Source organism: Prevotella sp. P6B1 (assembly GCF_000702825.1).
GTDB lineage: Bacteria > Bacteroidota > Bacteroidia > Bacteroidales > Bacteroidaceae > Prevotella.
In genome coordinates this window covers 453,140-479,362 of the sequence record NZ_JNKF01000010.1, presented here as the reverse complement: position 1 = coordinate 479,362, position 26,223 = coordinate 453,140, and the positions used below count along the sequence as shown (strand labels likewise).

21 protein-coding genes are annotated in these 26,223 nt (G+C 50.0%); 13 read left to right on the top strand and 8 right to left on the bottom strand.

Annotated elements, in window-relative coordinates:
* Positions 1–118: 118 nt before the first annotated feature.
* From dapF to gltB, 3 genes are read right to left on the bottom strand one after another with little or no spacing between them, the layout of a single operon-like run.
* On the bottom strand, positions 119–919 hold the full coding sequence (gene dapF, locus T495_RS0102965) for a diaminopimelate epimerase (protein ID WP_033147513.1): 801 nt from the start codon (positions 917–919) through the stop codon (positions 119–121).
* Between the two features lie 6 nt (positions 920–925).
* Positions 926–2,275, bottom strand: a complete 1,350-nt coding sequence (locus T495_RS0102960) for a glutamate synthase subunit beta (protein WP_028904105.1) — start codon at positions 2,273–2,275, stop codon at positions 926–928.
* A 35-nt stretch (positions 2,276–2,310) separates the two neighbouring features.
* Positions 2,311–6,876, bottom strand: coding sequence for a glutamate synthase large subunit (gene gltB / locus T495_RS0102955; RefSeq protein ID WP_028904106.1), 4,566 nt, complete (start codon positions 6,874–6,876; stop codon positions 2,311–2,313).
* A gap of 280 nt (positions 6,877–7,156) precedes the next feature.
* Here gltB and T495_RS0102950 point away from each other — a divergent pair, with 280 nt between their 5' ends.
* A complete protein-coding gene (locus tag T495_RS0102950; protein WP_033147512.1) occupies positions 7,157–8,749 on the top strand; it encodes a CTP synthase in 1,593 nt (530 codons plus the stop codon).
* 6 nt (positions 8,750–8,755) lie between these two features.
* Positions 8,756–10,504: an amidophosphoribosyltransferase gene (locus tag T495_RS0102945; RefSeq protein ID WP_028904108.1), complete on the top strand. Its 1,749-nt coding sequence runs from the start codon at positions 8,756–8,758 to the stop codon at positions 10,502–10,504.
* A gap of 44 nt (positions 10,505–10,548) precedes the next feature.
* Here T495_RS0102945 and T495_RS0102940 read toward each other — a convergent pair whose 3' ends face one another.
* Entirely contained in the window at positions 10,549–11,781 is a 1,233-nt protein-coding gene (locus tag T495_RS0102940) for an LL-diaminopimelate aminotransferase (RefSeq protein WP_028904109.1), read from the bottom strand.
* A gap of 317 nt (positions 11,782–12,098) precedes the next feature.
* Here T495_RS0102940 and T495_RS0102935 point away from each other — a divergent pair, with 317 nt between their 5' ends.
* Genes T495_RS0102935 through asnB form a run of 4 tightly spaced genes read left to right on the top strand, consistent with a single transcriptional unit; the run spans position 12,099 to position 16,200 of the window.
* Positions 12,099–12,446, top strand: a complete 348-nt coding sequence (locus tag T495_RS0102935) for a P-II family nitrogen regulator (protein ID WP_033147511.1) — start codon at positions 12,099–12,101, stop codon at positions 12,444–12,446.
* 43 nt (positions 12,447–12,489) lie between these two features.
* Positions 12,490–13,746: an ammonium transporter gene (locus T495_RS0102930; RefSeq protein ID WP_155950125.1), complete on the top strand. Its 1,257-nt coding sequence runs from the start codon at positions 12,490–12,492 to the stop codon at positions 13,744–13,746.
* Between the two features lie 35 nt (positions 13,747–13,781).
* Positions 13,782–14,477: a hypothetical protein gene (locus T495_RS0102925; RefSeq protein WP_033147510.1), complete on the top strand. Its 696-nt coding sequence runs from the start codon at positions 13,782–13,784 to the stop codon at positions 14,475–14,477.
* 58 nt (positions 14,478–14,535) lie between these two features.
* A complete protein-coding gene (gene asnB / locus T495_RS0102920) occupies positions 14,536–16,200 on the top strand; it encodes an asparagine synthase B (protein WP_033147509.1) in 1,665 nt (554 codons plus the stop codon).
* An 86-nt stretch (positions 16,201–16,286) separates the two neighbouring features.
* On the opposite strand, the gene T495_RS16030 is transcribed toward asnB, so the two are convergent.
* Positions 16,287–16,697: a hypothetical protein gene (locus T495_RS16030; protein ID WP_033147508.1), complete on the bottom strand. Its 411-nt coding sequence runs from the start codon at positions 16,695–16,697 to the stop codon at positions 16,287–16,289.
* Between the two features lie 123 nt (positions 16,698–16,820).
* On the opposite strand from T495_RS16030, the gene T495_RS0102910 reads away from it, so the two are divergent.
* From T495_RS0102910 to T495_RS0102890, 5 genes are read left to right on the top strand one after another with little or no spacing between them, the layout of a single operon-like run.
* Positions 16,821–19,148 carry an NPCBM/NEW2 domain-containing protein gene (locus T495_RS0102910; protein ID WP_028904115.1) on the top strand — a complete coding sequence of 776 codons (2,328 nt, stop codon included), beginning with the start codon at positions 16,821–16,823 and terminating at the stop codon, positions 19,146–19,148.
* Between the two features lie 7 nt (positions 19,149–19,155).
* Complete coding sequence (locus tag T495_RS0102905) at positions 19,156–19,452, top strand: hypothetical protein (protein WP_033147507.1); 297 nt, start codon at positions 19,156–19,158, stop codon at positions 19,450–19,452.
* 12 nt (positions 19,453–19,464) lie between these two features.
* A complete protein-coding gene (locus T495_RS15035; RefSeq protein ID WP_051651817.1) occupies positions 19,465–19,986 on the top strand; it encodes a hypothetical protein in 522 nt (173 codons plus the stop codon).
* Positions 19,987–19,991: 5 nt separating this feature from the next.
* Positions 19,992–20,345, top strand: a complete 354-nt coding sequence (locus T495_RS0102895) for a hypothetical protein (RefSeq protein ID WP_033147506.1) — start codon at positions 19,992–19,994, stop codon at positions 20,343–20,345.
* Entirely contained in the window at positions 20,338–20,970 is a 633-nt protein-coding gene (locus T495_RS0102890; RefSeq protein ID WP_197020327.1) for a DUF1963 domain-containing protein, read from the top strand. The genes T495_RS0102895 and T495_RS0102890 overlap by 8 nt, the downstream gene beginning before the upstream one ends.
* 14 nt (positions 20,971–20,984) lie before the next feature.
* Here T495_RS0102890 and T495_RS15490 read toward each other — a convergent pair whose 3' ends face one another.
* Complete coding sequence (locus T495_RS15490; RefSeq protein WP_255347576.1) at positions 20,985–21,464, bottom strand: PhzF family phenazine biosynthesis isomerase; 480 nt, start codon at positions 21,462–21,464, stop codon at positions 20,985–20,987.
* Positions 21,465–21,678: 214 nt separating this feature from the next.
* Here T495_RS15490 and T495_RS0102875 point away from each other — a divergent pair, with 214 nt between their 5' ends.
* Positions 21,679–22,248, top strand: a complete 570-nt coding sequence (locus T495_RS0102875; RefSeq protein WP_028904120.1) for a flavodoxin family protein — start codon at positions 21,679–21,681, stop codon at positions 22,246–22,248.
* 1 nt (position 22,249) lies between these two features.
* Positions 22,250–23,116 (top strand): LytTR family DNA-binding domain-containing protein, encoded by an 867-nt coding sequence (locus tag T495_RS0102870; RefSeq protein ID WP_033147503.1) that lies wholly within the window; start codon positions 22,250–22,252, stop codon positions 23,114–23,116.
* On the opposite strand, the gene T495_RS0102865 is transcribed toward T495_RS0102870, so the two are convergent.
* On the bottom strand, positions 23,113–23,787 hold the full coding sequence (locus T495_RS0102865) for an ABC transporter ATP-binding protein (protein ID WP_028904122.1): 675 nt from the start codon (positions 23,785–23,787) through the stop codon (positions 23,113–23,115). The two genes, T495_RS0102870 and T495_RS0102865, sit on opposite strands and share 4 nt — an antisense overlap.
* A gap of 27 nt (positions 23,788–23,814) precedes the next feature.
* Complete coding sequence (locus tag T495_RS0102860) at positions 23,815–26,166, bottom strand: ABC transporter permease (RefSeq protein ID WP_197020325.1); 2,352 nt, start codon at positions 26,164–26,166, stop codon at positions 23,815–23,817.
* Positions 26,167–26,223 lie beyond the last annotated feature (57 nt).

The window sequence follows — 26,223 nt, the reverse complement described above, 5'->3', positions numbered from 1 at the left end:
ATTACCTATTTTATCGACACTTTTTATCTTGTTTTTACAACAAAATTACAAATTGTAAGTTCTGTACATGCATTTTCTTACAGATTGTAATCAAAATACGGGATTTAACTAATACCTTTTATAAGGCGATTTCGCCATCACACACAAACTCGGCTGGGCCAGTCATGTACACGTGGTTATCACTCTCACGCCACTCGATGGTAAGCGTGCCGCCATCCATCACAATCTGCGATGTACGTCCGGCCTTACCTGTAAGTGCAGCGGCCACAGCGGTGGCACAGGCGCCAGTACCGCAAGCCTGAGTAATACCACTGCCACGCTCCCAAACACGAGTACGCAAACTATCGTCGGGCTCAACACGGGCAAACTCAATGTTGCAGCGCTGGGGAAATGCAGGATGATGCTCCAAGGCCCTACCCGTTTCACCTACCTGATCTACATCATCGGTAAATATCACGTAATGAGGATTGCCCATTGATACGAATGTGCCGTGACCGGGGCAACGTGACGACAAAAACAGCGACTCATTTTCGAGCACGGGCTCACCCATATCTACGGTAACACTCTCTACAATACCACCGTTTACATGCAAACTGAGCACCTTAACACCCGAGAGGGTGAGCAGGCAAATCTCTGTCTGATTGGTCATGCCGCGCTCGTAAAGGTACTTACCAATACAGCGGCTGGCATTACCGCACATCATAGCCTCGCTACCGTCGGCATTAAAAATACGCATGGTAAAGTCAGCCTCAGATACGGTTGACTTGCCAATAAGCACCAGTCCATCGGAACCGATGCCCTTGTGGCGGTGGCTCCACTTAATGGAGGCCACCTCAGGGTCGGGTATATTGTACTTCGTGGTATCAACATAGATGTAGTCGTTACCACAGCCGTGCATCTTGGTGAAATGAACTTTCATGTTTAACTATTTAGACAGGAATACGTTAACTTTTTGGGCCGTTTGGCGGCCGCTAGCCATAGCGCGCACTACGAGAGAGGCGCCATTGGCCGCATCGCCACACACAAACACATTATCAGCATACTGCGGATGCTCTGGCTTCAAGAATCCCATAGCCAACAATACCAGTTCAGCTTTTATAATCTCGGGCTTACCCTTCTCAACCATGATGGGACGTCCGCCTTCGGGATTTGGTTTCCAATCTATCTCCTGTACCTTTACGCCAGTAAGTTTACCGTCCTTACCCAGGAACTCCAGGGTATTGATATTCCAACGGCGGGTGCAGCCCTCCTCATGACTCGATGTAGTCTTCAGAGTGCGAGGCCATTCGGGCCAAGGGTTCTGTGGGTCTTCGGGCCCCTCAACGGGTTTAGGCATAATCTCAATCTGGGTAACGCTCTTACAACCCTGACGATGGGCGGTTCCGATACAGTCAGAACCAGTATCACCACCACCAATTACGAGTACATCCTTACCCTTAGCTGTAACGCGCTCGTCCTTACTGAACTCCATGCCTGCCAGCACGCGGTTCTGCTGCGACAGCATGTCGAGTGCGAAGTGTACGCCCTTGAGTTCGCGGCCAGGAGCCTTCAGATCACGGGCTGTTGGTGTACCTGTTGAGATTACCACAGCGTCGAACTCCTTGGCAAAGGCGTCGTTCACCTCTACAGTCTGACCGTACTTAAACTCGATACCCTCCTGCTCCAGCAGGGCGATACGACGGTCGATAACGGCCTTGTTCAGCTTAAAGTTAGGAATACCGTAGCGCAACAATCCGCCTGCAGCTTCGTTTTTCTCAAACACGGTAACGGTATATCCCATGTGGTTCAGGTCGTTGGCAGCAGCCAGTCCGGCAGGGCCGGCACCAATCACAGCCACCTTCTTTCCGTTGCGGGCGATATCGGTCTTAGGCACGATAAAGCCCTCCTGGAATGCCATCTCGGTAATGGCGCACTCATCTTCGCGGTTGGTGGTTGGCTCGTGGTTAAAGCGGTTCAGCACGCAAGCCTTCTCGCACAGTGCAGGACAGATACGACCAGTAAACTCAGGGAAGGGGTTGGTGGTGTTCAGCAACTGGTAGGCCAACTCAAAGTCGCCTTTGTACAGGGCGTCGTTCCACTCGGGTGCTTTGTTACCCAGCGGACAGGCCCAATGGCAGAAGGGCACACCGCAATCCATACAGCGGCTGGCCTGCAGTTTGCGTTCGCGAGTGCTGAGCGTTTGCTCTACCTCGCCAAAATCGTGGATTCTATCGTGAATCGGACGGTAACCCGCCTCCTGGCGGTGTATCTCTAAAAATGCTTTTGGATTTCCCATTTCAATGTACAATTTTACAATTTACAATTTACCATTTAATAGTCGCGCTGGATGTCGGCAATCTTCTCGTGCAGGCGCGCCATCTTCTCTTCTTCGAGCACGCGTTTGTACTCGATAGGTACAACCTGGATAAAGTCCTCGATGTAGCGGTGCCAGTCGTCGAGCATACGTCCTGCCAGAGCCGAGCCTGTGTGCAGATAGTGCTCGCGAATCAGCTCAAGCAGCTCTTTGCGGCTTACACTGTCCTCAACCAGCGAGAGTTCAACCATATCCATGTTGCAGAAATAGTCGAAGGTGTGATCGGGGTCGTAAACATAGGCTACACCACCACTCATACCGGCGGCAAAGTTACGGCCCGTCTTACCCAGCACTACCACACGTCCGCCAGTCATGTACTCGCAGCAGTGGTCGCCGGCACCTTCAATCACAGCGATGGCACCCGAATTACGCACTCCGAAGCGCTCGCCTACCTTACCATTTATATAGAGTTCGCCCGATGTAGCACCGTACAGTCCGGTGTTACCTGCGATAATATTTTCTTCAGCCTTAAAGTCGTCGCTCCTGCGGGCAGGAGGCAGAATAGAGATACGACCACCTGAAAGACCCTTACCGAAGTAGTCGTTGGTCTCGCCCTCGAGGCGCAAATCCAGTCCCTTCACGGCAAAGGCACCGAAACTCTGACCAGCCGAACCCTTGAACTTAATCTTGATGGTTCCGTCGGGCAGTCCAGCCTCGCCATACTTCTGGGCAATCACACCACTCAGCATGGTACCCACAGCGCGGTCGGTATTCTTGATGGCATAGTCGAGTGTTACCTCTTCCTGATTCTCGATAGCCTTCTGTGCAGCACGAATCATCTCCTCGTCCTTCACACCTGTTACCTTGGTGTAGGCGCCACGATCCCAGTACAGAGCCTTGTCGGTTGCAGGCTTGTGCAGCAAGCGGGCAAAGTCGATGGTCTTCTGCTTATCGGTAGCGTTCTCGGTGTTCACCTCAATCAACTCGGTGTGTCCAATAATCTCCTTCAGACTCTTCACACCGATTTCACTCAGGTATTCGCGTACCTGCTCGGCCAGGAAGGTAAAGAAGTTAACCACGTACTCGGCTCTACCCTCAAAATGCTTACGCAGCTCGGGATTTTGGGTAGCCACACCCATCGGGCAGGTATTGGTGTTACACTTACGCATCATCACACAACCCAGCACAATCAGGGGCAGTGTTCCGAACGAGAACTCGTCGGCACCAAGCATCGCCATGATAATCACGTCCTTGGCTGTCTTCAGCTGTCCGTCGGTCTGCAGGCGAACCTGATTACGCAGACCGTTCATCACCAGTGTCTGCTGGGTCTCAGCCAGTCCGATTTCAGGACTGATACCTGCAAATCGCATACTTGATGCAGGGCTGGCACCAGTACCACCCTCGGCACCACTGATTACAATCAGGTCGGCCTTGGCCTTAGCCACACCAGCGGCAATGGTTCCTACACCACTCTCGGCCACCAGCTTTACGCTTACGGCAGCTGTGGGGTTGATATTCTTCAGGTCGAAGATGAGCTGTGCCAGGTCCTCGATACTGTAGATATCGTGATGTGGTGGAGGCGAGATAAGCGAGATACCGGGGATGGCATTACGTGTCTTGGCGATAATCTCGTTAACCTTAAAGCCAGGCAGCTGTCCGCCCTCACCAGGCTTAGCACCCTGTGCCACCTTAATCTGTATCTCCTCGGCATTCACCAGGTACTCGGCGGTTACACCAAAACGTCCACTGGCAATCTGCTTGGTCTTCGAGCTCAGGCTTACACCGTCAACCTCCGAGTGGTAGCGTGCGTTGTCCTCACCACCCTCACCGGTGTTACTGCGGGCGCCCAGCTTGTTCATGGCCAGTGCCAGTGCCTCGTGGGCCTCGATGCTCAGGGCACCGAAACTCATGGCACCTGTAACAAAATGCTTAACAATGCTTTCTACGCTTTCAACCTCGTCGATTGGGGTTGGCTTGGCAGCCTTCTTGAATCCGAAGAAGTCGCGGATAAAGATGGGACTCTCCTTCTCGTCAACCAGCTTAGCCCACTGCTTAAACTTATCGTAGTTACCCTGACGGGTAGCCAACTGAAGCTTAGCAATAGTTTCTGGGTTCCAAGCGTGCTTGATACCATCCTTACGCCATGCAAACTGTCCCTGGTTCTGTAGCAGTGTCTGCTCCTTGGCAGCCTCATGCAATGCGATAGCATCGCGGGCAATCTCCTTCAGACCCACACCACCAATGGTGCTCACCTCGGTACCGAAGTAACGGCGCAGTAGGTCTTCGCTCAGTCCGATGCTCTCAAAAATCTTGGCACCGCGGTAGCTGCGGATGGTACTGATACCCATCTTACTCATAATCTTCTTCAAGCCCTTGTCCACGGCCTTGATGTAGTTCTTCTCGGCAGTAGCGTACTCCTCCTGAATCTTGTGGTGCTTCACCAGATCGTCGAGCACGGCAAACGTCATGTATGGACACAGGGCGCTGGCACCGTAACCCAGCAGCAGAGCCGCGTGCATCACCTCACGAATTTCACCGCTCTCAACAATTAGGGCTGTCTGCACGCGCTTACCTACGCTAATCAGGTAGTGGTGAACAGCACTAACGGCCAACAGCGATGGGATGGCGGCATGGGTATCGTCCAAGTCGCGGTCGCTCAGAATAATGTAGTTAACACCCTCGTCTACACTGGCTTCGGCCTGATGGCACAAGTCGTCCAAAGCTTGGCGCAAACCTTCCTCACCCTTAGCCATCTCAAACACGATAGGCAACTTCTTGGTGTTGAAGCCCTTGTAGCGGATGTTACAAAGTATATCAAGTTGTGTGTTGGTTAAAACTGGCTGCGGCAAACGTACCATCTTACAGTTCGATGCATCGGGTGTCAGGATATTGGTACCTACAGCACCGATGTATTCGGTAAGACTCATTACAAGCTCCTCGCGGATAGGGTCGATGGCAGGGTTGGTAACCTGCGCAAACTGCTGACGGAAGTAGTTGAACAGCACCTGTGGACGGTCGCTGATAACGGCCAGCGGAGTGTCGTTACCCATCGCAGCTACAGGCTCCTGTCCAGCTGTGGCCATAGGAATGATAGTCTTGTCGATATCCTCCTGACCAAATCCGAAGGTAACCAGCTTCTGCTGCAAGTCGCTCACGCCGTTGTCAACCTTACGTCCGCTCTTCAGTTTCTCAAGCTGCACGCGGTTCTCGGCCAGCCACTCGCGGTAAGGATGAGCCTTGGCCAGCTTCTCCTTAATCTCGCCATCGTAGTAAATCTTGCCTTCCTGGGTGTCAATCAGCAGAATCTTTCCTGGCTGCAGGCGTCCCTTCGAAACCACGTCGCCGGGTTCAAAGTCCATCACGCCAACCTCAGAGGCTACCACCATCATACCTTGCTTGGTGATGGTGTAGCGGCTGGGGCGCAGACCGTTGCGGTCCAACATTCCGCCTGCGTAGCGACCATCGCTAAACAGCAGTGCGGCAGGACCGTCCCACGGCTCCATCAGGATAGAGTGATATTCGTAGAAGGCTTTCAAATCTTCTGAAATAGGATTCTTATCGTTAAAGCTCTCGGGCACCAGGATGGCCATAGCCTGCGGCAGCGAGAGTCCGCTCATCATGAGGAACTCGAACACGTTGTCGAGGCTGGCCGAGTCGCTCATGCCCTCCTGCACGATGGGGCGAAGGTCCTTGATATCACCCAGCGCCTCGCTGCTGAGCACACTCTCTCTTGCCTTCATCCAGCCGCGGTTGCCACGAATGGTGTTAATCTCACCGTTGTGGGCCAGCAGTCGGAAGGGCTGTGCCAGCTTCCATTTGGGGAAGGTATTGGTAGAGAAACGCGAGTGAACCAAGGCCAGTCCGCTCGTAAAGTAATCGTTAGAAAGATCGGGGAAATAGCGTCGCAGCTGTCCGCTGGTAAGCATTCCCTTGTAGATAATATTTTTGCTCGACAGCGAACAGAGATAAAAATCCTCATCATTGATGCGGTTCTCTATGCGCTTGCGTACTTTATATAATATACGCTCAAACACAGGCACATCGTCCTCAGCTACGCCCGTTACAAAAATCTGCTTAATGTCGGGTTCCACCTCGCGGGCAGCCACACCCAGCACCTCAGGATTGGTGGGCACCGTGCGCAGATGCATCAGCTGCAGTCCCTCACGCTCAATCTCCTCGATCATCACGCTCAGGATCTGCTGCTGCCTCTCGTCGTTGACCTCCGGTCGAGCCTGCTCACGCTCGGCAGAGCTCAAACTTGTTTGGCCCTGCTCTCGCTTACTCGCAGCCTTAGGCAGAAAAACCAAACCTGTGCCATACTTACCTTTCTCGGGCACAGGGATACCCTGTAACAAAATAAACTCGTGGGGTATCTGTACCATGATACCCGCACCATCACCGGTCTTGTCGCGTGTCTCGGCGCCACGGTGTTCCATGTTCTCAAGCACCTTCAGTGCATTGTCAACCAGATCATGACTTTTTCCGCCGTGTATGTTAACCACCATACCCACGCCGCAAGCATCATGCTCATAGTCGCTCTGGTAGAGTCCTTTTTTGGTTTGAGTTTGCTTTCTTTTTGTCATATTATCCTTCATTAACCTTACTTTTTGTTACATTTTGAGTGCAAAGGTATGGCATTTTGTAATCAAAACGACTAAACACGTAACGTTTTTATCTACTTTTTTCGCAAAAATAACAATCTGTAAGCTAATATAGTTATTTTACTTACAATTCAAAACAAAAACAAGCCTCAATACTAAAGAAATGCAGTTAGCTTAGAACTTGTTTGTTTATTTATTATGATATGTACGCGTATTATTATAATAATGCTTACCTTTGCAGTCCATAAAATAGATTGATTTTATGGAAACAAAGTACATTTTCGTAACAGGCGGTGTGGTTTCATCACTTGGCAAAGGAATCATATCAGCCAGCATAGGCAAGTTGCTGCAGGCACGCGGCTACAAAGTCACTATACAGAAATTCGACCCCTATATCAACATCGACCCAGGTACACTGAACCCCTACGAGCATGGCGAATGCTACGTGACTGCCGACGGTTTTGAGACCGATTTGGACCTGGGACACTACGAGCGATTTACAGGCATACACACAACACGAAACAACTCTATAACAACAGGACGCATTTATAAAACGGTGATTGACCGTGAGCGTCGCGGCGACTACCTGGGTAAAACGATCCAGGTAGTGCCACACATTACCGACGAGATTAAGCACCGCATGCTGCGCGAGGGCTTGGACGAAGGCTTCGACTTTATCATTACCGAGGTGGGCGGCACCATCGGTGACATTGAGAGCGCCCCATTTATGGAGGCCATCCGACAACTGCGTTACCAGCTGGGTCGCAATGCCGTATGCGTACACCTCACGTACGTACCTTACTTAAAAGCCGCCGACGAATTGAAGACCAAGCCCACACAGCACAGCGTGAAGGAGCTTCAGGGCATGGGTATCCAGCCCGATATCCTGGTACTGCGCACCGAGCGCCATCTGGACGACGGCATGCGCATGAAGGTGGCATCGTTCTGCAACGTGGACCTGGAGTGCGTGGTGCAGAGCGAGGATCTGCCCAGCATTTACGAGGTGCCCGTGAACATGCAGCATCAGGGACTGGATGCTGCCATCATGCGTAAGATTGGCATCCCCGTAGGCGAGACACCAGCCATGAAGCCTTGGCGCGATTTCCTCGAAAAGCAGCGCCATGCCACCAACGAGGTACACATCGGACTGGTAGGAAAATACGACCTTCAGGATGCATACAAGAGTATTCGCGAGAGTCTGAACCTAGCTGGTATCTACAACGATGTAAAGGTAAAAATGCACTTTGTGAACAGCGAGGAAATAACCAAAGCCAATGTGACCGAGAAACTGAAGGGTCTGGCAGGCATTGTGGTTTGTCCGGGCTTTGGCCAGCGTGGTATCGAGGGCAAGATTATTGCCGCCGAATACACCCGCACCAACGATATCCCAACGTTCGGCATCTGTCTGGGCATGCAGATGATGGTGATTGAGTTTGCCCGTAACGTGCTGGGCTACAAGGATGCCAACAGCATGGAGATGGACGAGAAGACACCCCACAACGTGATTGACATCATGGAGGAGCAGAAGAATATTACCGAGATGGGCGGTACCATGCGCCTGGGCGCTTATGAGTGCGAGCTGGTTAAGGGCAGCCGCGTGTACGAGGCCTACGGCGAGGAGGCACTAATTAAGGAGCGCCACCGCCACCGCTACGAGTTCAACAACAAGTACCAGAATGAGTACGAGGCCAAGGGCATGAAGTGTGTAGGCATCAACCCCGATGCCAACCTGGTAGAAATCGTAGAGATACCTGAGAAGCGCTGGTACATCGGTACTCAGTTCCACCCCGAGTACTCATCTACGGTACTAAACCCCCACCCACTGTTTATGAATTTCATTAAAGCCTGTAAATAAGCAACTATGGAACAACTGAAACACGAGTGTGGAGTGGCGATGATTCGCCTGCTGAAGCCGCTGGATTACTACGAGAAGAAATACGGTACCTGGGCCTACGGTTTTAACAAGCTGTACCTGATGATGGAGAAACAGCACAACCGCGGACAAGAGGGCGCCGGGATAGCCAGCGTGAACCTGAACAACAAGCCCGGCACCGAGTACATGTTCCGCGAAAAGGCAGAGGGCAAGAACGCCATTACCGAGATATTCAGTCGCGTGACCGAGGAGATGAAAGGCGAGCTGCTGATGGGCCACCTGCGATACTCGACCACCGGCAAGAGCGGACTGACATTTGTGCACCCTTTCCTGCGACGCAATAACTGGCGCGCCAAAAACCTCTGTCTGTGCGGTAACTTTAACATGACCAATATCGACGAGGTGTTCGACTTCCTGACCGCCCAGGGACAGAGTCCACGTATCTACGGCGACTCATACATCACCCTGGAGCTCATGGGACACCGACTGGACCGCGAAGTGGAGCGCCTGTATCAGGAGGCCACTGCACAGGGCTTAACAGGCATCGACATTACCAACTATATTGACGACCACATTGAGATGGCCAACGTACTGCGCACCACCATGCAGCACTACGATGGTGGTTTTGTGATGTGCGGACTGACAGGTAGTGGCGAGATGTTCAGCGTACGCGATCCCTGGGGCATCCGACCCGCATTCTACTATCGCGACGACGAGATTATAGCACTGGCCAGCGAACGCCCCGTGCTGCAAACGACATTTGATATTGACAGTAACGACGTGCATGAACTGATGCCAGGTCAAGCACTGATAGTACATAAGAACGGCGAAAGCCGACTGGAGCAGATTATGCCTGCCCAGAAACTGAGCGCCTGCTCGTTCGAGCGCATCTACTTTAGTCGCGGCTCCGACTGCGACATCTACCAGGAGCGCAAACGACTGGGCGAACAGCTGACGCAACCCATCTTAAAGGCCATCGACGGCGATGTATCCCATTCAGTTTTTTCCTATATCCCCAACACCGCCGAGGTGGCCTTTTATGGGATGACAGACGGGTTCCGCAAACTACACGGCGACGTACGTACAGAGAAAGTAGTGTGGAAAGATATCAAGTTGCGCACCTTTATCACAGACAATAGCGAACGTAACGATCTGGCTGCCCACGTCTACGACATCAGCTACGGCTCACTGCAGGCAGGCGTGGATAACCTCGTGATTATCGACGACTCGATTGTACGCGGCACCACACTGAAGGAGAGCATCTTTAAGATTCTGGACCGCCTACACCCCAAGAAGATTGTAATGGTATCAAGTTCGCCTCAAATCCGCTACCCCGACTACTACGGCATCGATATGGCACGATTAGAGGAGTTCTGCGCTTTCCGTGCCACAATGGCTCTCATCGAAGAGCGCGGCATGTGGCAATTGGTAAACGACACCTATCTGGCCTGCAAACGCGAGCTAACGAAGCCGAAGGAGCAGATGCAGAACTGCGTGCGCGCCGTATACGAGCCCTTCACTGTCGACGAAATCAATCAGAAAATCGTCGAGATGTTACGACCAGCCGACATGCAGGCACCCATCGAACTTGTATTCCAGAGTATCGAAGGACTTCACAAAGCCTGCCCCAACCATCCTGGCGACTGGTATTTTACAGGACACTACCCCACTCCAGGCGGTGTGAAACTGGTAAACCAAGCGTTTATAAACTATGTGGATAAGATAACAAAAAAGTAGGTCGGATGACCTACTTTTTTTCACTCTCTCTTATTACTAACAGCTTATTTCTTAAGCCATTTTTCTATTCTCAACAATGCCTCGTCAGTCTGTTCATGACTACCAAAGGCCGTGAATCGAACATAACCCTCGCCTGATGGACCGAAACCCACACCTGGCGTACAAACCACATGGGCACCATACAACATCTCTTCGAAGAACTTCCAAGAACTTGAGGTCTCGGGGGTCTTCGCCCAGATGTAAGGAGCATTCTCGCCACCATAGCACTCGAAACCCAAGCCACGTAGAGTAGTAAGCATCTTCTTGGCATTTTGCATGTAATAGTTGATTGTTTCCTTCACCTGCTGCTTACCCTCGGGGGTGTAAATAGCTTCAGCTGCACGCTGCGATATGTAACTGGTACCATTAAACTTGGTACACTGACGGCGGTTCCATAGCGGGTTGAGCGGTATGCGCTCGCCCGTGAGCGTGGCAGCCGTCACCTCCTTGGGCACAATGGTGTAGCCGCAGCGGATACCGGTGAAACCGGCCGTCTTGGAATACGAGTGGAACTCGATAGCGCACTTGCGGGCACCACGAATCTCGTAGATACTATGAGGGATCTCATCATCCTGAATATAAGCCTGATAAGCAGCATCGTAGAAAATGAGTGTATCATTCTTAAGCGCGTAGTTTACCCACTTGCGCAACTCGGCCTTAGAGATAACAGTACCTGTGGGGTTGTTAGGATAGCACAGATAGATAACGTCAACACGGCGATCAGGCAGCTGGGGCACGAAACCGTTCTCGGCATTACAAGGCATATAAAGTACATTAGACCAACGGCCATCCTCTTGCACACCAGCACGACCAATCATCACATTCGAATCGATGTAAACAGGATAGATAGGATCGGTAACGCCGATAGAGTTATCCCAGCGTACCAATTCCTGAATGTTACCAGTATCACTCTTAGCACCATCGTTGATAAACACCTCGTCGCGATCCAAGTGAATACCGCGTGGCAGGAAATCATTTTTCAAGATAGCATCGCGCAGAAAATCGTAGCCCTGCTCAGGACCATACCCTCTGAACCCCTGACGGGTGGCCATCTCGTCGGCTGCCTTATGAATAGCCTCGATAACGGCAGGTGCTAATGGTTGCGTTACATCGCCTATGCCCAGCGAAATGACATCCACCTTAGGATGCATAGCCTTAAAGGCGTTTACCTTTTTTGCAATATCGGCGAACAGATAATTGTTCGGCAGCTTCAAGAAGTGGTCGTTTACTAATGCCATAATTAATATATACCTTATTTAAGTTTACGCTGCAAAGGTAGTACTTTTTGGAAGAAAATTCAAAAAATACTTAGCATAATCACCTTCAATTTATAGAAAAGTAACAATTTGTAAGCACCATAATGTGTTTTGCTTACAGTTTAAAAGAAAATCACTATTAACGATTACAAAAGGATAACAAAAGAAAATGTTTAATATCAAAATGCAAAAGAAATACATTGTTTTACTTACAAAATGCATTAACTTTGCACCCAAGAAATAACAAAGTGTAATCAATTTAATGGTTTATATTATAAATAGGTAAAAGTTTAAGAGGTATGAAAAAGATTGAAGCGATTATCCGAAAGACTAAGTTCGAGGAGGTGAAAGCAGCTTTGCTATCATCCGACATCGATTGGTTTGAGTACCACGACGTGCACGGCATCGGCCAGAGCCGTCAGGAGCGCATCTATCGTGGCGTACAGTACAGTACCGACGTGATCGAGCGTGTCGCCATCACCATTGTGTGCCGCGACATGTTCCTCGATCCAACGGTCAAGGTTATTTTAGAAGTTGCCCATACGGGTGAAATCGGCGACGGTCGCATCTTTGTGAGCGACATCATCGACACATGGAGCATCCGCACAGGCGAACATGGTGACACTGTACTAAGAGACAAGAAGTAAATAGTGATAAGCTAAGGTATTAACAAACTAAATTTTCAGGATTATGAACGAAATTGGAATATCACTCGATACCGTATGGATGCTATTGGCAGCAATGTTGGTTTTCTGGATGCAGCCTGGTTTTGCGCTGTGTGAAGCAGGATTTACACGCAGTAAGAACACCGCTAACATCCTGATGAAGAACTTTGTCGACTTCATGTTCGGCTCTCTGTTGTTCTTCTTCTTAGGTTTCGGATTTATGTTTGGCGGCGACGTATTAGGCGGTTTTATTGGTATGCCTAACTGGGGCGACCTGAGTTTCTATAAGAGCGACCTGCCTGTTGAAGGATTCCTGATTTTCGAGACCGTATTCTGTGCTACCGCCGCAACTATCGTCAGCGGTGCTATGGCCGAGCGTACAAAGTTCTCAATGTATCTGGTTTACAGCGCAGTTATTTCGCTGATTATCTATCCCGTTGAAGGGCACTGGACCTGGGGTGGCGGTTGGCTCTGCAACGACGCAGCTGACAGTTTCATGATGACCACCTTTGGCGATGTGTTCCACGACTTTGCCGGTTCAGCTATTGTACATAGCGTAGGTGGTGTGCTTGCTTTGGTAGGTGCTATCGCACTGGGGCCCCGTGTAGGTAAATATGGTGAGGATGGTAAAAGCCGTGCTATTCCTGGTCATAACTTAGCCATGGCTGCACTGGGCGTTTTCATTCTCTGGTTGGGATGGTTCGGATTCAACCCTGGTTCACAGCTGGCTGCCAGCGGCGAGGTTAACCGCATTGCCATCAGCCACGTATTCCTTACCACTAACTTGGCTGCTGTAGCTGGTGGAACTGCAACCATGTTCCTTACCTACATAAAGTATGGCAAACCATCGCTCTCACTCACCCTTAACGGTGTGCTGGCAGGATTGGTAGGTATAACCGCTGGTTGCGACCTGGTATCACCCTTCGGAGCTGTTATCATCGGTTTGGTTTGCGGAATCGTACTGGTTTACGCGATTGAGTTTATAGATCACAAACTGCATATCGATGACCCTGTTGGCGCATCTTCTGTACATGGTGTCTGCGGTATCCTCGGAACACTGATGACCGGCCTGCTGTCAACCTCTAACGGTGCTTTCTACGGTCACGGATTTGGATTCTTCGGAGCTGAACTGTTCGGTGTTCTGGTTATCGACCTCTGGGCTGCTGCCTGCGGTGTAGTTCTGTTCTACAGTATCAAGAAGATTCACGGTCTGCGCGTTAGCAAGCGTATTGAGGAAGAAGGTCTGGATATTTACGAGCATGGAGAAATGTGTTATAACTAAGTAGTGAAAAGTGAATAGTTAAAAGAGAACGAATTATGAAAAAGATTGTTTTAATGGCAACATTGCTTGCCGCAGGAATGAGTGCTACGGCACAGGATGAAGTAGAAACAACAGTAGCTGCTGATGTAGTAAGTTCATACGTCTGGCGTGGTACAGAGTGTGGAAGCGCAGCTATCCAGCCAACTCTCGGCATCGGTTACAAAGGTCTCTCACTCTCAGCATGGGGTAGTTACGGACTGGTTGATGCCAATGATACCAAGGAGTTCGATCTGACTTTGGGTTACACAACAGGTGGATTCAACATCGGCGTAACCGACTACTGGTTTAACAGCCCTGAGGAGCGCTACTTCCTCTACGATGCCCACAAGACCAGCCACATCTTCGAAGCAAACGTTGGCTACGACTTTGGTGCTGCCAGCATCCAGTGGTTCACCAACTTTGCAGGCAACGATGGCATCAATAAGGATGGTAAACGCGCTTATTCAAGCTACGTAGAATTAGGCGTACCCTTCAAACTCGCCTCAGTCGATTGGAGCGCAGCCGTTGGTGCCGTTCCTTTCGCCACCAGTTTCTACGATACAACAGGCTTTGCAGTAACCAACGTGTCACTGAAAGCCACAAAGGATATCAAGATAACCGACACGTTCAGTATTCCTGTGTTCGGCCAGATTGCGGCCAACCCAAGAACTGAAAAAGCTTTCTTCGTCTTTGGATTCACGCTTCAGCCGTGAGTCCAAGGACTCTTTTAAAAAAGCAAACATTCAAACAACTATAAAAAAACAAAATATTATGTGTGGAATAGTAGGTATTTTCAACATCAAGGAGCAGTCGCAAGAAATGCGACAAAAAGCATTAAAGATGAGTCAGAAAATCCGTCATCGTGGTCCCGACTGGAGTGGCATCTACTGTGGCGGTTCAGCCATCTTAGCTCACGAGCGATTAAGTATTGTTGATCCAGAGTCGGGTGGCCAACCCCTATTCTCGCCCGACCACAAACAAGTGCTTGCCGTTAACGGCGAGATTTACAATCATCAGGAGATCCGCCGCCGTTATGCCGGCAAGTACGACTTCCAGACAGGTAGCGACTGCGAAGTAATCCTAGCCTTGTATCGCGAAAAGGGTATCGATTTCCTTGAAGACCTGAGTGGCATCTTTGCCTTTGCCCTTTACGATGAAGAGACCGATGAGTTCCTTATTGCTCGCGACCCCATTGGCGTCATCCCCCTGTACATCGGCTGCGATGCCGACGGCAAGGTGTACGTAGCTTCAGAACTGAAAGCTCTTGAGGGGCAGTGTGAGCACTACGAGCCCTTCCTTCCTGGCCATTATTACTGGAGTGCAGACCCTGGACAGAAGCGTTACTACAAGCGCGACTGGATGGAGTACGATGCCGTGAAAGACAATCCCGCATCGGTTGAAGCTATCCACGATGCACTCGAAGGTGCGGTGAAACGCCAGCTGATGAGCGATGTTCCTTACGGTGTGTTGCTTTCGGGCGGACTCGACTCGAGCGTTATCTCGACCATCGCCGAGAAATACAGCGAAATGCGTATCGAGGACGACTCGAGAACCAAAGCCTACTGGCCCCGCCTGCACTCGTTTGCCGTCGGTCTGAAGGGGGCACCCGATCTGGCCAAGGCCAAGCTGGTGGCCGACCACATCGGTACCGTTCACCACGAAATCAACTACACCATACAGGAAGGCTTGGATGCCATCCGCGATGTGATCTACTTTATCGAGACCTACGACGTGACCACCGTACGTGCCTCAACACCTATGTATTTGCTGGCGCGTGTCATCAAGTCGATGGGTATCAAAATGGTACTCTCAGGCGAGGGTGCCGACGAGATTTTCGGTGGTTATCTCTACTTTCATAAGGCCCCAACAGCCAAAGACTTCCACGAGGAGACTGTACGCAAACTCTCTAAGCTACATCTTTATGATTGTTTACGAGCCAACAAGAGCTTGAGTGCCTGGGGCGTTGAGGGACGTGTGCCCTTCCTCGACAAAGAGTTCCTCGATGTAGCTATGCGTACCAACCCTGAAGCCAAGATGTGCCCAGGTAAAACCGTCGAAAAGAAGATTGTACGCGAGGCCTTTGCTAACATGCTTCCAGAGGCAGTCGCATGGCGACAAAAGGAACAGTTCAGCGATGGCGTCGGCTACAGCTGGATCGACACTCTGAAACAGATTACATCTGAAGCCGTCAGCGACGAGCAGATGGCCCATGCCGCCGAGCGATTCCCCATCAACCCACCAAAGAATAAAGAGGAATACTACTACCGCTCAATCTTTGCCGAGCATTTCCCCAGCGACTCAGCTGCCCTAAGCGTGCCCAGCGAAGCCAGCGTAGCATGCTCTACCGCTATCGCCCTGGAATGGGACGAGGCCTTCAAAAACCTAAACGACCCCTCAGGCCGTGCCGTTAAAGGTGTGCACGAGCAAGCCTATTAAGTAATAACTGACTCATCGATGATGATGTTACCTCCCTTCGTATGCTTCTTTGGCATCAGCGTAGTCGGAGGTAACACCATCGTCGGTTAGTGTATGAACGAAAAAAGGCTACTTGTATCATCGTTAGTAACGGTTTCATCCTCTTTCAGCCTGAGAGATAACTCTAACGTTGCGTAGTCCCTCCCTTTCTCACCTAACGAAAATTTTCCCGCATCGGGTGTTATCGTGTATTCCATGGTGCCATATTGGATGGTCAGCGAATATTCATCAAAGGTCCTTACTACGATGGTAGCAAACAGATGTCGCCAGCCACTGCTCATCGGTAGCCGCTCTACAGACAACGGTTCGCCTTCAATAACAGGGAATTCTGGCACAGGAAGACCCTTCGTAGGCCGTTGGAACTCAATAGCGTGATATTCACTATGACGGTCAGCTTGCCAGTCAATGCTCAGCAAGAGCTGCGACCATGTTTTGTTGTCAGTAGTACTTTTCGGCATATTGTTACTTTTATTAAGATATATTTTTCCGCAAAGATAGTCTTTTTTCAACAAAAAAGATATTCATTTCATTTTTTTTCGTATTTTTGCAAACAGATAGTAACTAATAGACCGACATTCATAATGGAAAAGAAAAGACAACTATGCCTATTATTACTCTTGCTGACAATTGTTATTGCCAGCAAAGCACAGACTTATCTCACCGATAAATACAAGCCTACCGACTCATATCTGTATAAGGCCTACCCTACAAAGGGGACTGACGTGATGCAGATAGCCACCTATAAATACAAAGGCGGATTCACACTGGAAACAGGTCGTAGTGGTCTTATTGCAGGTGACAAAGCAGGCTTTGTGGTATTCAATCTGACTGAGAGCTACGACAAAATGAGCTTCGTGGTTGGCCCCAATGCCCCCAACTCGGCTAGCGATCAGTATAATGTCATCCTGGTCATGAAGGCCGACGGAAAAAAAGTGCTCGACAAAGTCATCTGGCAGCACGATGCGCCACAGGAATGTGTGATTGACCTGAAAGGAGCTCGCCAATTGCGCATTGACCTGCCCAAGGGATCTGCCGATCTGGCATTCGGCGCCGTCAAACTATGGAAAGCTAACGAAGTTTTCAAACCTTCTGCCGATCCACATCGCGCCATCCCTACCAACGACCGTGTTCAACTGGTGGGACAAATCTGGCCGCACTTTATCCGCCATTCCGGATGGGTACACCCCATCACAGCCAAAGAGGTAAAGGGTATCGAGAAGACCGAAAAGATCAGCATCAACCGCGTGGAGTACAAAACGGGCTTGGCATTCACTGCCGACCAAGCTTTCGTAGGCAACAATGAGGCATGGGCCTACTTCTGGCTACAGAAGAAATATGGCAAGGTGTCGTTTATCATCGGCCCGCGCGACAACCAGGCTAGCGGTGCCACAGGCTGGCTGACGGTGAAGGCCGACGGCAAGATTATCTACGAGAAACGAATCAGCCAACTCGATCTGGCGGAACAGGTAGTGCTTGATGTCGCCAATGTCAATCAATTGTCGTTTCATAGTATCGATGAAAATGCACGTTTAGGAGGCGGTCTCGTATTCGGTGTTGTCAATATGTTTGCCTATCCAAACAATTACGACATGGCCTTGCTACCAACCCCAGGCGAGGTAAACGGCTCCAAGAGCAGAATCTCGCAACTGCCCGATGTGTGTAGATTGGTGTCGAATATTAAGCCGTACTCCGTTCAAGGCATCGTAAATTACAAGAACAGCGTGTTCGATGGCGAGAGCGACTATATCACCTTCTCAATGGGAGGCGAGAAGTTTAACGAAGGCTTTGTGCTTACAAGCGGCTCCACACTGCTGGGCGAAGATATCAGTTCATATTACAAATTCGACCTGGCAGGCGAGTTCGACTACATGACCTTCACCGTTGGAGCGCTCACCAACCGTCGCGTCATGTCGGATGAAGACATCCGCATCTATTGCGACGGTAAGGTGGTACTCGACACGGTCATCCACTGCACCTGGCCAAATCAGCACTTTACCATCCCGCTCAACAAATGCCGTACCCTCACCTTCGCCAAGCCTGGTACAGGCAGCGACACCCAGCCTTACTATGGATTTGGCGACATCACGCTCTACCGTGGTGAGGTGGTAGCCAACAATCTCTATGAGCATCCCAAACCCGAATGTCCTGATTCAGTCGACCTTATCGATCTCTGCAAGCGTCCCTACTTCCACTTTGTGGGGCGTTATCTGAGCAGGATGACCAACTTCGACTTCAACGACTGTTTCCATAATGGAGAATCGTTACGCCGCTACTTTCACATGAAAGACGGTTCAAAGATTTACAAGGGTGTGATGTTGGAAACCAACATCCCATTTGCATTCGAGAATGTGACGTTTATGGATTTGATGTTCATGTTCCTGACCAGTGCAGGTGGTGAATTATCAAATAGTGATGTCAGTGCAACAACCGGTGTCACAGGTGGCGCCTCTAGTTTGCCTACGACGATGCTCAACCTGTCGTTGGAAGCCAAGAAGAAAGGTGACCGCGTACAGGACAGAGCCAAAGCTCATGGTCTGAAACTAGGCACCCTGTCGCTCTTCGGTCCCGGTGGCTACCAGTCGTCAGCAGCAGCCTTCAATATCTATGGTGAGTACGATACCTGTACTTTTACCGTTGCCAACAAGTCGGTCTTTGTCGACCCCTACGAAGAGGTACTTGGCGGTGTGTTCGGCGAGAAGGCGAAAGCCCCACCCGTACGCCTCGATGTGTTTGCCGACCAAGTAAAGGTGGGCGAGTTTATGCTGACAGACGACATGAAGCCTACTACCTATACCGTACCTGTAAACAAAGGCACCCAGTTGATGTTCTGGTTGGAGTGCGGTGACGTACGCTCTGGCCAGTATGTGCTCTACGATATGAGCGTGAAGAAAAACCAAAAACAAAAGTAGATCAGATATGAAGAATTTTATCAAGTTTGTGATTATCGTATTGATTTGCTGCTGGGTTTACAAGAAATGCAGCAGCGACAGTACCAACAAGAAAGCAAAGGTGGAACAGACCACTAAGAGCTCAAAGAAGAAGGCTACCAAAGGCAAAAAAAACAAGAAGAACAAGAATGCCTCATCGAGCAACGAGCTGAATCATAATGAGAGTTCTGCTGAGGAACAGCCTACTACCAAGAAGCAGGCTACGCCTGAGGACGTAGTTGAAGAAGCAAAAAGCGGACAGGCTAGCGATGATGTCATCTTCTAACATTCAGAATGTATGGAAAAAAACGACCTACTCAAAAAAATAGAAAGTCTGGTTGAGGAAGCTTACCAACTGAATAACGACGAGCAGACGTGGAAGGCCACACCGCTGCTGGAGCAGGCCATCCTGCTGCTGAACGATGTGCCTGATACCGAAGAAAATCAGGAGTGGCTGTACGAGGCATGGTACACCATCGGCGAATGCTATTACACCAACCAGCGCCGCCAGCAGGCCAAGCACGCCTACCAACAAGCGCTAGTACATGCAACATCGGCAGGACTGGATACTGAAGACTGCGACTACCAGCTGGAAAGAATTAAGGATCCCCTGCTGAAGTACGACCCAATAGAAGACAGTCAGGATTATTTGGCCGTTATCGACGAAGTGGAGAAAAAACTCTATGAAGAACTCAAAGGTGAGCCTCGCCATATGGGGTTCTGTTTCCAATATTGGTCGCTCAAGCGCTCCATCCTCGCCACATACGGCATCGAGTGGCGCTCACCAAACATCATGAATCCCCGTGTACATTTCGATTAATACCTATGCCTACCACCTGTCAGATAGTCAATTACAAGAGCTATAGCGACCGCGGTGCCTTCATGTTCAAGGAGCTGTGGGATACAGTCGATGTCGATCCGAACATACTGAAAGCGGGCGAACACCTGCCCTATTGGGACCCAAGAGTTGCGCCTAAAATCACCTACTACGATGAGCTGCGCCTCGACTTAGTATATGGCGGTCAGACGTTCAGCGTTCATCTGGGCGAAGAGGTGCTGATCAGCGAAGGCTCTGGTCCAGAAGACTACGGCGTGATCTGCACGATTCTGCATTGCGTCAGACTGATAGATGACGACAATTACATAGATGATGATGGACGATACGACGCATATGATTAGCCTCAAGACACATCCTGCAGAGAAGTCCCTCTTCGGCCAAAGCAAATGGTGGGGCGAACCTGATATGCCAGACGATTTAGACTGGCCCGAAGTGACGATAAACGACGAGAACGGTGAGCCATACAGCGACCCACTGACCTTTGTTTGTCAGATTCGTTGCAACGATATAGCTATGCTCGACCCAGAGGGTCTATTGCCTCACGAGGGCATGCTCTATTTCTTTGCAGCGCTCGACTATTTCCTCGGCGATATCGACAGTCCCGTCTATCCTGGCATGGGGCAATGGAACCCAGATTATTTCAAGGTACTCTATAGCCCAACGTGCGACCAACTACACACCCATCATCTCTACTATCCTGATGGCACAACAGCCACCCGCGCTGCCGAATCCATCACCTTCGCCCCTAGCGATGAAGCAGATGACGGTCTACGCCTGTTAGGATATCCATACATTGAAGATGTACGCGAAACCATGCCTGACATGCTCTCGCTATTACAGATTGACGAGAACGACGACTGGCATCTGACGTTCCACGATTGTGGCGAACTATATTTTCTTATCACTCCGCAACACCTACTCAATCGCCTGTGGCAGCAAACAACCTGCTATCTCTTTTCACTTTGAAATGACCGATCTGCTCACAATAAATAATTTCCTTCGATTCTAACTGTGGCCTTGCCACCAAAGAGCACCTGGTCGTTTACATGCTTTAGCTTTACTGAGTTGAAAATACGGTCGTTACCACCCTGTTCGATGGTGATGGGGTGACCATCCCAGAGGTTTTCGCTCAGCAGATAGTTAGCAAAGGCACTATTGCCCGAACCCGTGGCAGGGTCTTCCAGATAACCGAACTTAGGCGCGAACACCCTTGTGTGGGCAAAAGCATCAGCATTGGCTGTTTGCTGGGAGAAAACAAGGATGATGTCGATATCATTGCTTAAGCAGAACGCTTTGAGTTGCTGTTCGTCAGGAAAGACCGAAATCTCAGTTTCCAGATCGTTCACCGGCACCAGCAGGGTGCGTAATCCTGCATCAATCATGCGGATAGGCAAATCCTGACGGATAGTGTCTTGAGGCAAAGTTAATGCCTTTGCGATGCTATCAGCAGACGGCTTCACTGAATGGTCGAAGATACATTTCCTTATTATCCATATTGTTACTATTAATTATTTACCTTTTAATGGTTTTGACGGTGCAAAAATACATAGAATTACCATACAATGCAAATTTCTGGGACAAATGGTACACTTTTGTGACGGATGGTTTGGTTGTTTCGGCAAATATATGTATCTTCGCAGCGTTTTATTGTAATGGTAAAGGATTGAAAAGGGAATGAATATTCTGATCATAAACGGTAGCCCACGAAAGAATGGACTCATTTCGCAGATGCTCGCTATGATGAGCGAAGAGGCCGAGAAGCGAGGCGACACGGTGGAAATGGTACATACCAACAACCTGACCGTGAAGCCTTGTACTGGTTGTATGGCCTGCAGAACAAAGCAGAAGTGTGTACTGGCTGAGGACGATTCGCAGCGAGTGTTGAGGATGATGCAGCAGGCCGATGCCATTATTATGGGCGCACCATGCTACTGGGGGAACATACCCGGACAGATGAAACTGATGTTCGACCGTCAGGTTTATGGCATGATGCGCGATACGAACCGCTTTCCAGAGCCACTAATGAAAGGTAAAAAGTGTATTCTTATCAGCACCTGCACCACACCCTGGCCTTGGAACATATTGTTCAAGCAGTCGCGTGGCGCCATCCGTTCCATGCGCGAGATTGCCCGCTATGCAGGTTTCAAGATTGTAAGCACCATCGAACGTGGTGGCACAGCCATGCATCCCCAACTTACCGAGAAAGACAAACTGAAGTGTAGAAAAGCCATAGACCGGATTTAAGATGAAAGAAGGACGCAAAGAAACAATGATGACCCGCATAACCAGTGTATCCTTTGTAGCCGTTGCACTGGCAGTTTTTAAGCCATTCGGACTCGACACCTGGCAGTGGCAGGCCTATATCCATTTGCTGGCCATCTGGACAATCGGCGTAGCTGTTTGTATCATCGCCGATTTGATTCTGAAGTATATTGTTCGCATGCCGCGATCGTTTAAGAAAGGCATTGGCTATATTATCCGTCGAAACCTATATTTCCAGTTGATCAACACCCCGCTAGTATCGCTGGCTATCTGCTTGTATCGCCACTTTGTAATCAACGAATACGTGGCGGGCAACCAGCTTTCGGTGATTAACTACATCGAAACGCTCCTGATTATCGCTTTCTGCTCGTTTACCATCGGACTGTACTGGCGCTTTAAGTTCCGCAGCAAGTATCTGGCTGTTGAGCTAGAAGAAATGCGCCTGCTTAACGAGCAGCTGAAAAAAATTACAGCATCAGCACCACAACCCAGCAACGAAACAAAAGCCCCTGATACCATAACACTTTCTGGCAATACCAACGATACGATTGAACTCAACATTGCCAACCTGCAATATATCGAGGCTGTTGGCAACTACGTAAAGGTATGCTATATGCGCGATGGTGAGGTACACACTGATATGCTACGTGCCACTTCCAAACAGATGGAGGACGATCTGAAAGCCTATCCCATGATTGTACGCTGCCATCGCGCATTCTTAGTAAATCTGGCTCAAGTAGAGCAGATTATCTCTAACTCACACGCCATGCAACTTATCATGAAGCATACTAACGATGCTATACCGGTATCGCGTAGCAATATGCAAGGCGTAAAAGAGGCTCTTTCTTAGAGTGTTACCTCGGGCACAACCTGACCATCGAGCAAGTTGATGGTGCGCTGGGCATAACCGGCATCACGCTCCGAGTGGGTCACCATCACCACGGTGGTGCCTTCCTGATTCAGTTGGGTAAGCAGCTGCATCACCTCAAGTCCGTTCTTTGAATCGAGGTTACCTGTGGGCTCGTCGGCGAGGATAATCTTAGGATTCATCACAACGGCACGAGCAATAGCTACACGCTGCTGCTGACCTCCAGAAAGCTGCTGAGGGAAGTGGTGGGCACGATGACTGATAGCCATACGGCGCAATACCTCCTCTACCCTTGCCTTACGCTCCTTCTTGGGCACACCCAGATAAGTGAGAGGCAGTTCTACATTCTCTTCAACATTCAATTCATCAATCAGGTTAAAGCTCTGGAACACAAAACCAATCTGGCCCTTGCGAACCTTGGTGCGCTGACTTTCCTTGAGCGAGCCCACATTCTGACCATCCAGCAGATACTGGCCGCTGGTAGGATTATCGAGCAAGCCCAGAATGTTAAGCAAGGTTGATTTACCACAGCCCGATGGACCCATGATGGCCACGAACTCGCCTTTCTTTACTTCGAGCGATACACCGCCCAATGCAACGGTCTCCACCTCTTCGGTACGGAACACCTTCTGAATGTTTTCTAACTTAATCATAAGTTTTATTATTTAAAGATTTACTATTTATTCGTTCTTAAGATAATCTACCGGATTGCTGCTGGCCACACGATAGCAGCCAATGCAAACCACCGAGAGGATAATCACCACTACTGCCAGGGCACAAAGACCGAAGAGTACTGGCAACAGGACAGCCTTTTCGCTGAATTGCTCCAACCACAAGCGCGATACATACCAGCCACCAATGGCTCCGATAACCACTGCAGGCAAAGCCAGGCGCAGAATGTCGCGGATAAAGAGCTGTAGAACATCGATGATATGGGCACCGTTCACCTTACGGATGGCAATCTCCTTCTGTCGGCGAGCCATCTCACCAGCCAGGTAACCAATCAGTCCGATCAGGGCAATAATCAAAGCTACCATTCCACCAATCATCACGGTACTGCGGAAACGCTGCGCATCGGTATAAAGCTGCGTCATCAACATGGTATAGGGACGGAGCGAAACCTCAGGACTCTCAGGGATCAGTTCGTGCAACCGCTTGTTAGCCGCATCGAGTGCATCCATATCGTGAAAACGCACAGTAATATGATGTGTGTACCTCATTCTATGGTCATAGAAGCAGATACTTGGACGATTATCAGGATGAGTGATACTGCCAATACGAGGATCGTCGAACACGCCCACGATGGTGTAAGGACCTTCGTATGATGTACAGATTACCTGCTTGCCTACAGCCTGATCCCAGCCAGCCAGTTGCTTCATACGCTCCTCGAACTTTCGGCTTACCATTGCCTCGCGCATGGTATCAGTCTGCTCAGTAAAGCTACGACCGGCAATCACAGGAATGCCCATCACCTCGAAATAGCCATCTCCCACATCAAAGAGGTCGGCCACATTCATGTACTCTTTATCATCGCCTGGCAGGAAGATATTATCGCCACTCTGCATTTCGGGCAGATAGGCATAAGATGTAGTAACACCTTTCACACCCGATAGTTTCTTGAGTTCATCAACCACCAATCGTGTCTGTGCCAACGAGAGTTCGTCGGTATTGATATCAGCCAGAGTAGAATAGTCGTAGCCAGGATTGTCGTTCACCATCAGCTGATACTGGCGACCTACCACCAGCAACAACACAAAGAGGAAGGTGGCCGAAGCAAACTGCAAACCTAACAACAGCATCTTCCACACACGGTGAGAATGATTGTAATGCTTAAAGGCGGCAGTCATGGGGATGTGGGTATAAGCCCAACCAGGAACCAGACCAGTGATGACCAACACCACCAGACAAGTGAGGGCGATGAACCAGATGTTATGACCTGTGGTAAGGATGACCGGTAGTGGTGTGCCCGTAAGCTCCTGGATCGTATCCTGGAAGATGAACAACAAGCCTGCGGCCAGTGCCAGCGATAACAGCAGGTGCAGCACGCTCTCGATCATCACGCGTCCGTAGATGTTACGTGCCTCGGCACCATAGCAACGGTGTACAGCCATCTCGCGAGCTCGGCGACTGATGCCACCAACCACCAGCAACAGATAGTTCATCACCGCACAGCCAATCAGCACCATGGCCAGCAACGAGATAATCCAAATCATTCGGCGTGTAGCATCGTCCTGCGTGTGATAGTCGGCCAACGGGCGCAGCGAGTAGTCGAGATCCACACCGGCCTTCTTCAGTTCGTCGGCAGGCAGGTTATCATGGCGCATCTTCTTTATTTGCGGTTTCAGGTCGTCGGGGGTGATACCCTTAGCCAGGCGCACATAGCCGAAGTAGCGGTCGTTACCCACCCAGTTGTCGCGACCATCCCAGGTTATCTGGGGCAGTGTAGGCATCGATACCAGCACCTCCAAATCGTGCAGTCGGGTATTCAGGGGGATATCCTCGTAGATACCGCCAATAGTGAGTGCCAGATTGCCACGCTTATTATAATACACCTTCTTACCAATCACGTCGCCACCCAGTTTCTCGGCTATCGACTGCGGAATCATGCAGTAGTTGGGCTGACTGAGCGTTTTCTTTGGATTACCTGCCAGAATACGGTAGGGAAACACATCGAAGAAACAGCTATCGGTAAAGAAGAAATTGGTACGTATGCGCTTATCGTCTTCGGTAACCAGTGGCAGGTCCCAGCCAAAGCCTGTATAGCGGGTAGCGGCCTCAACCTGCGGGCAGTAGCGCTTCAAGCCGTGAGCGATAGCACCCGATGTTTGTGAGTAATGCTGGTATTCGCCATCGCGAATCACATCCTCGTAAAGCACATAGATGCGGTCGCTCGTATCAAAGTCCTTATCCCACGACTGTTCGAAACCAGCCTTACCTATTAATACTATTCCAGTAGCCAGACCAACAGCCAGACAAAGGATCTTAATCCAGTTGTGCTGACCACGCTGATTGAGAGATTTGATAACGTTCATATTCATTATTTGTTGATGTTTACGCTGCAAAGATACGGCTATTAACCTATATCTGCA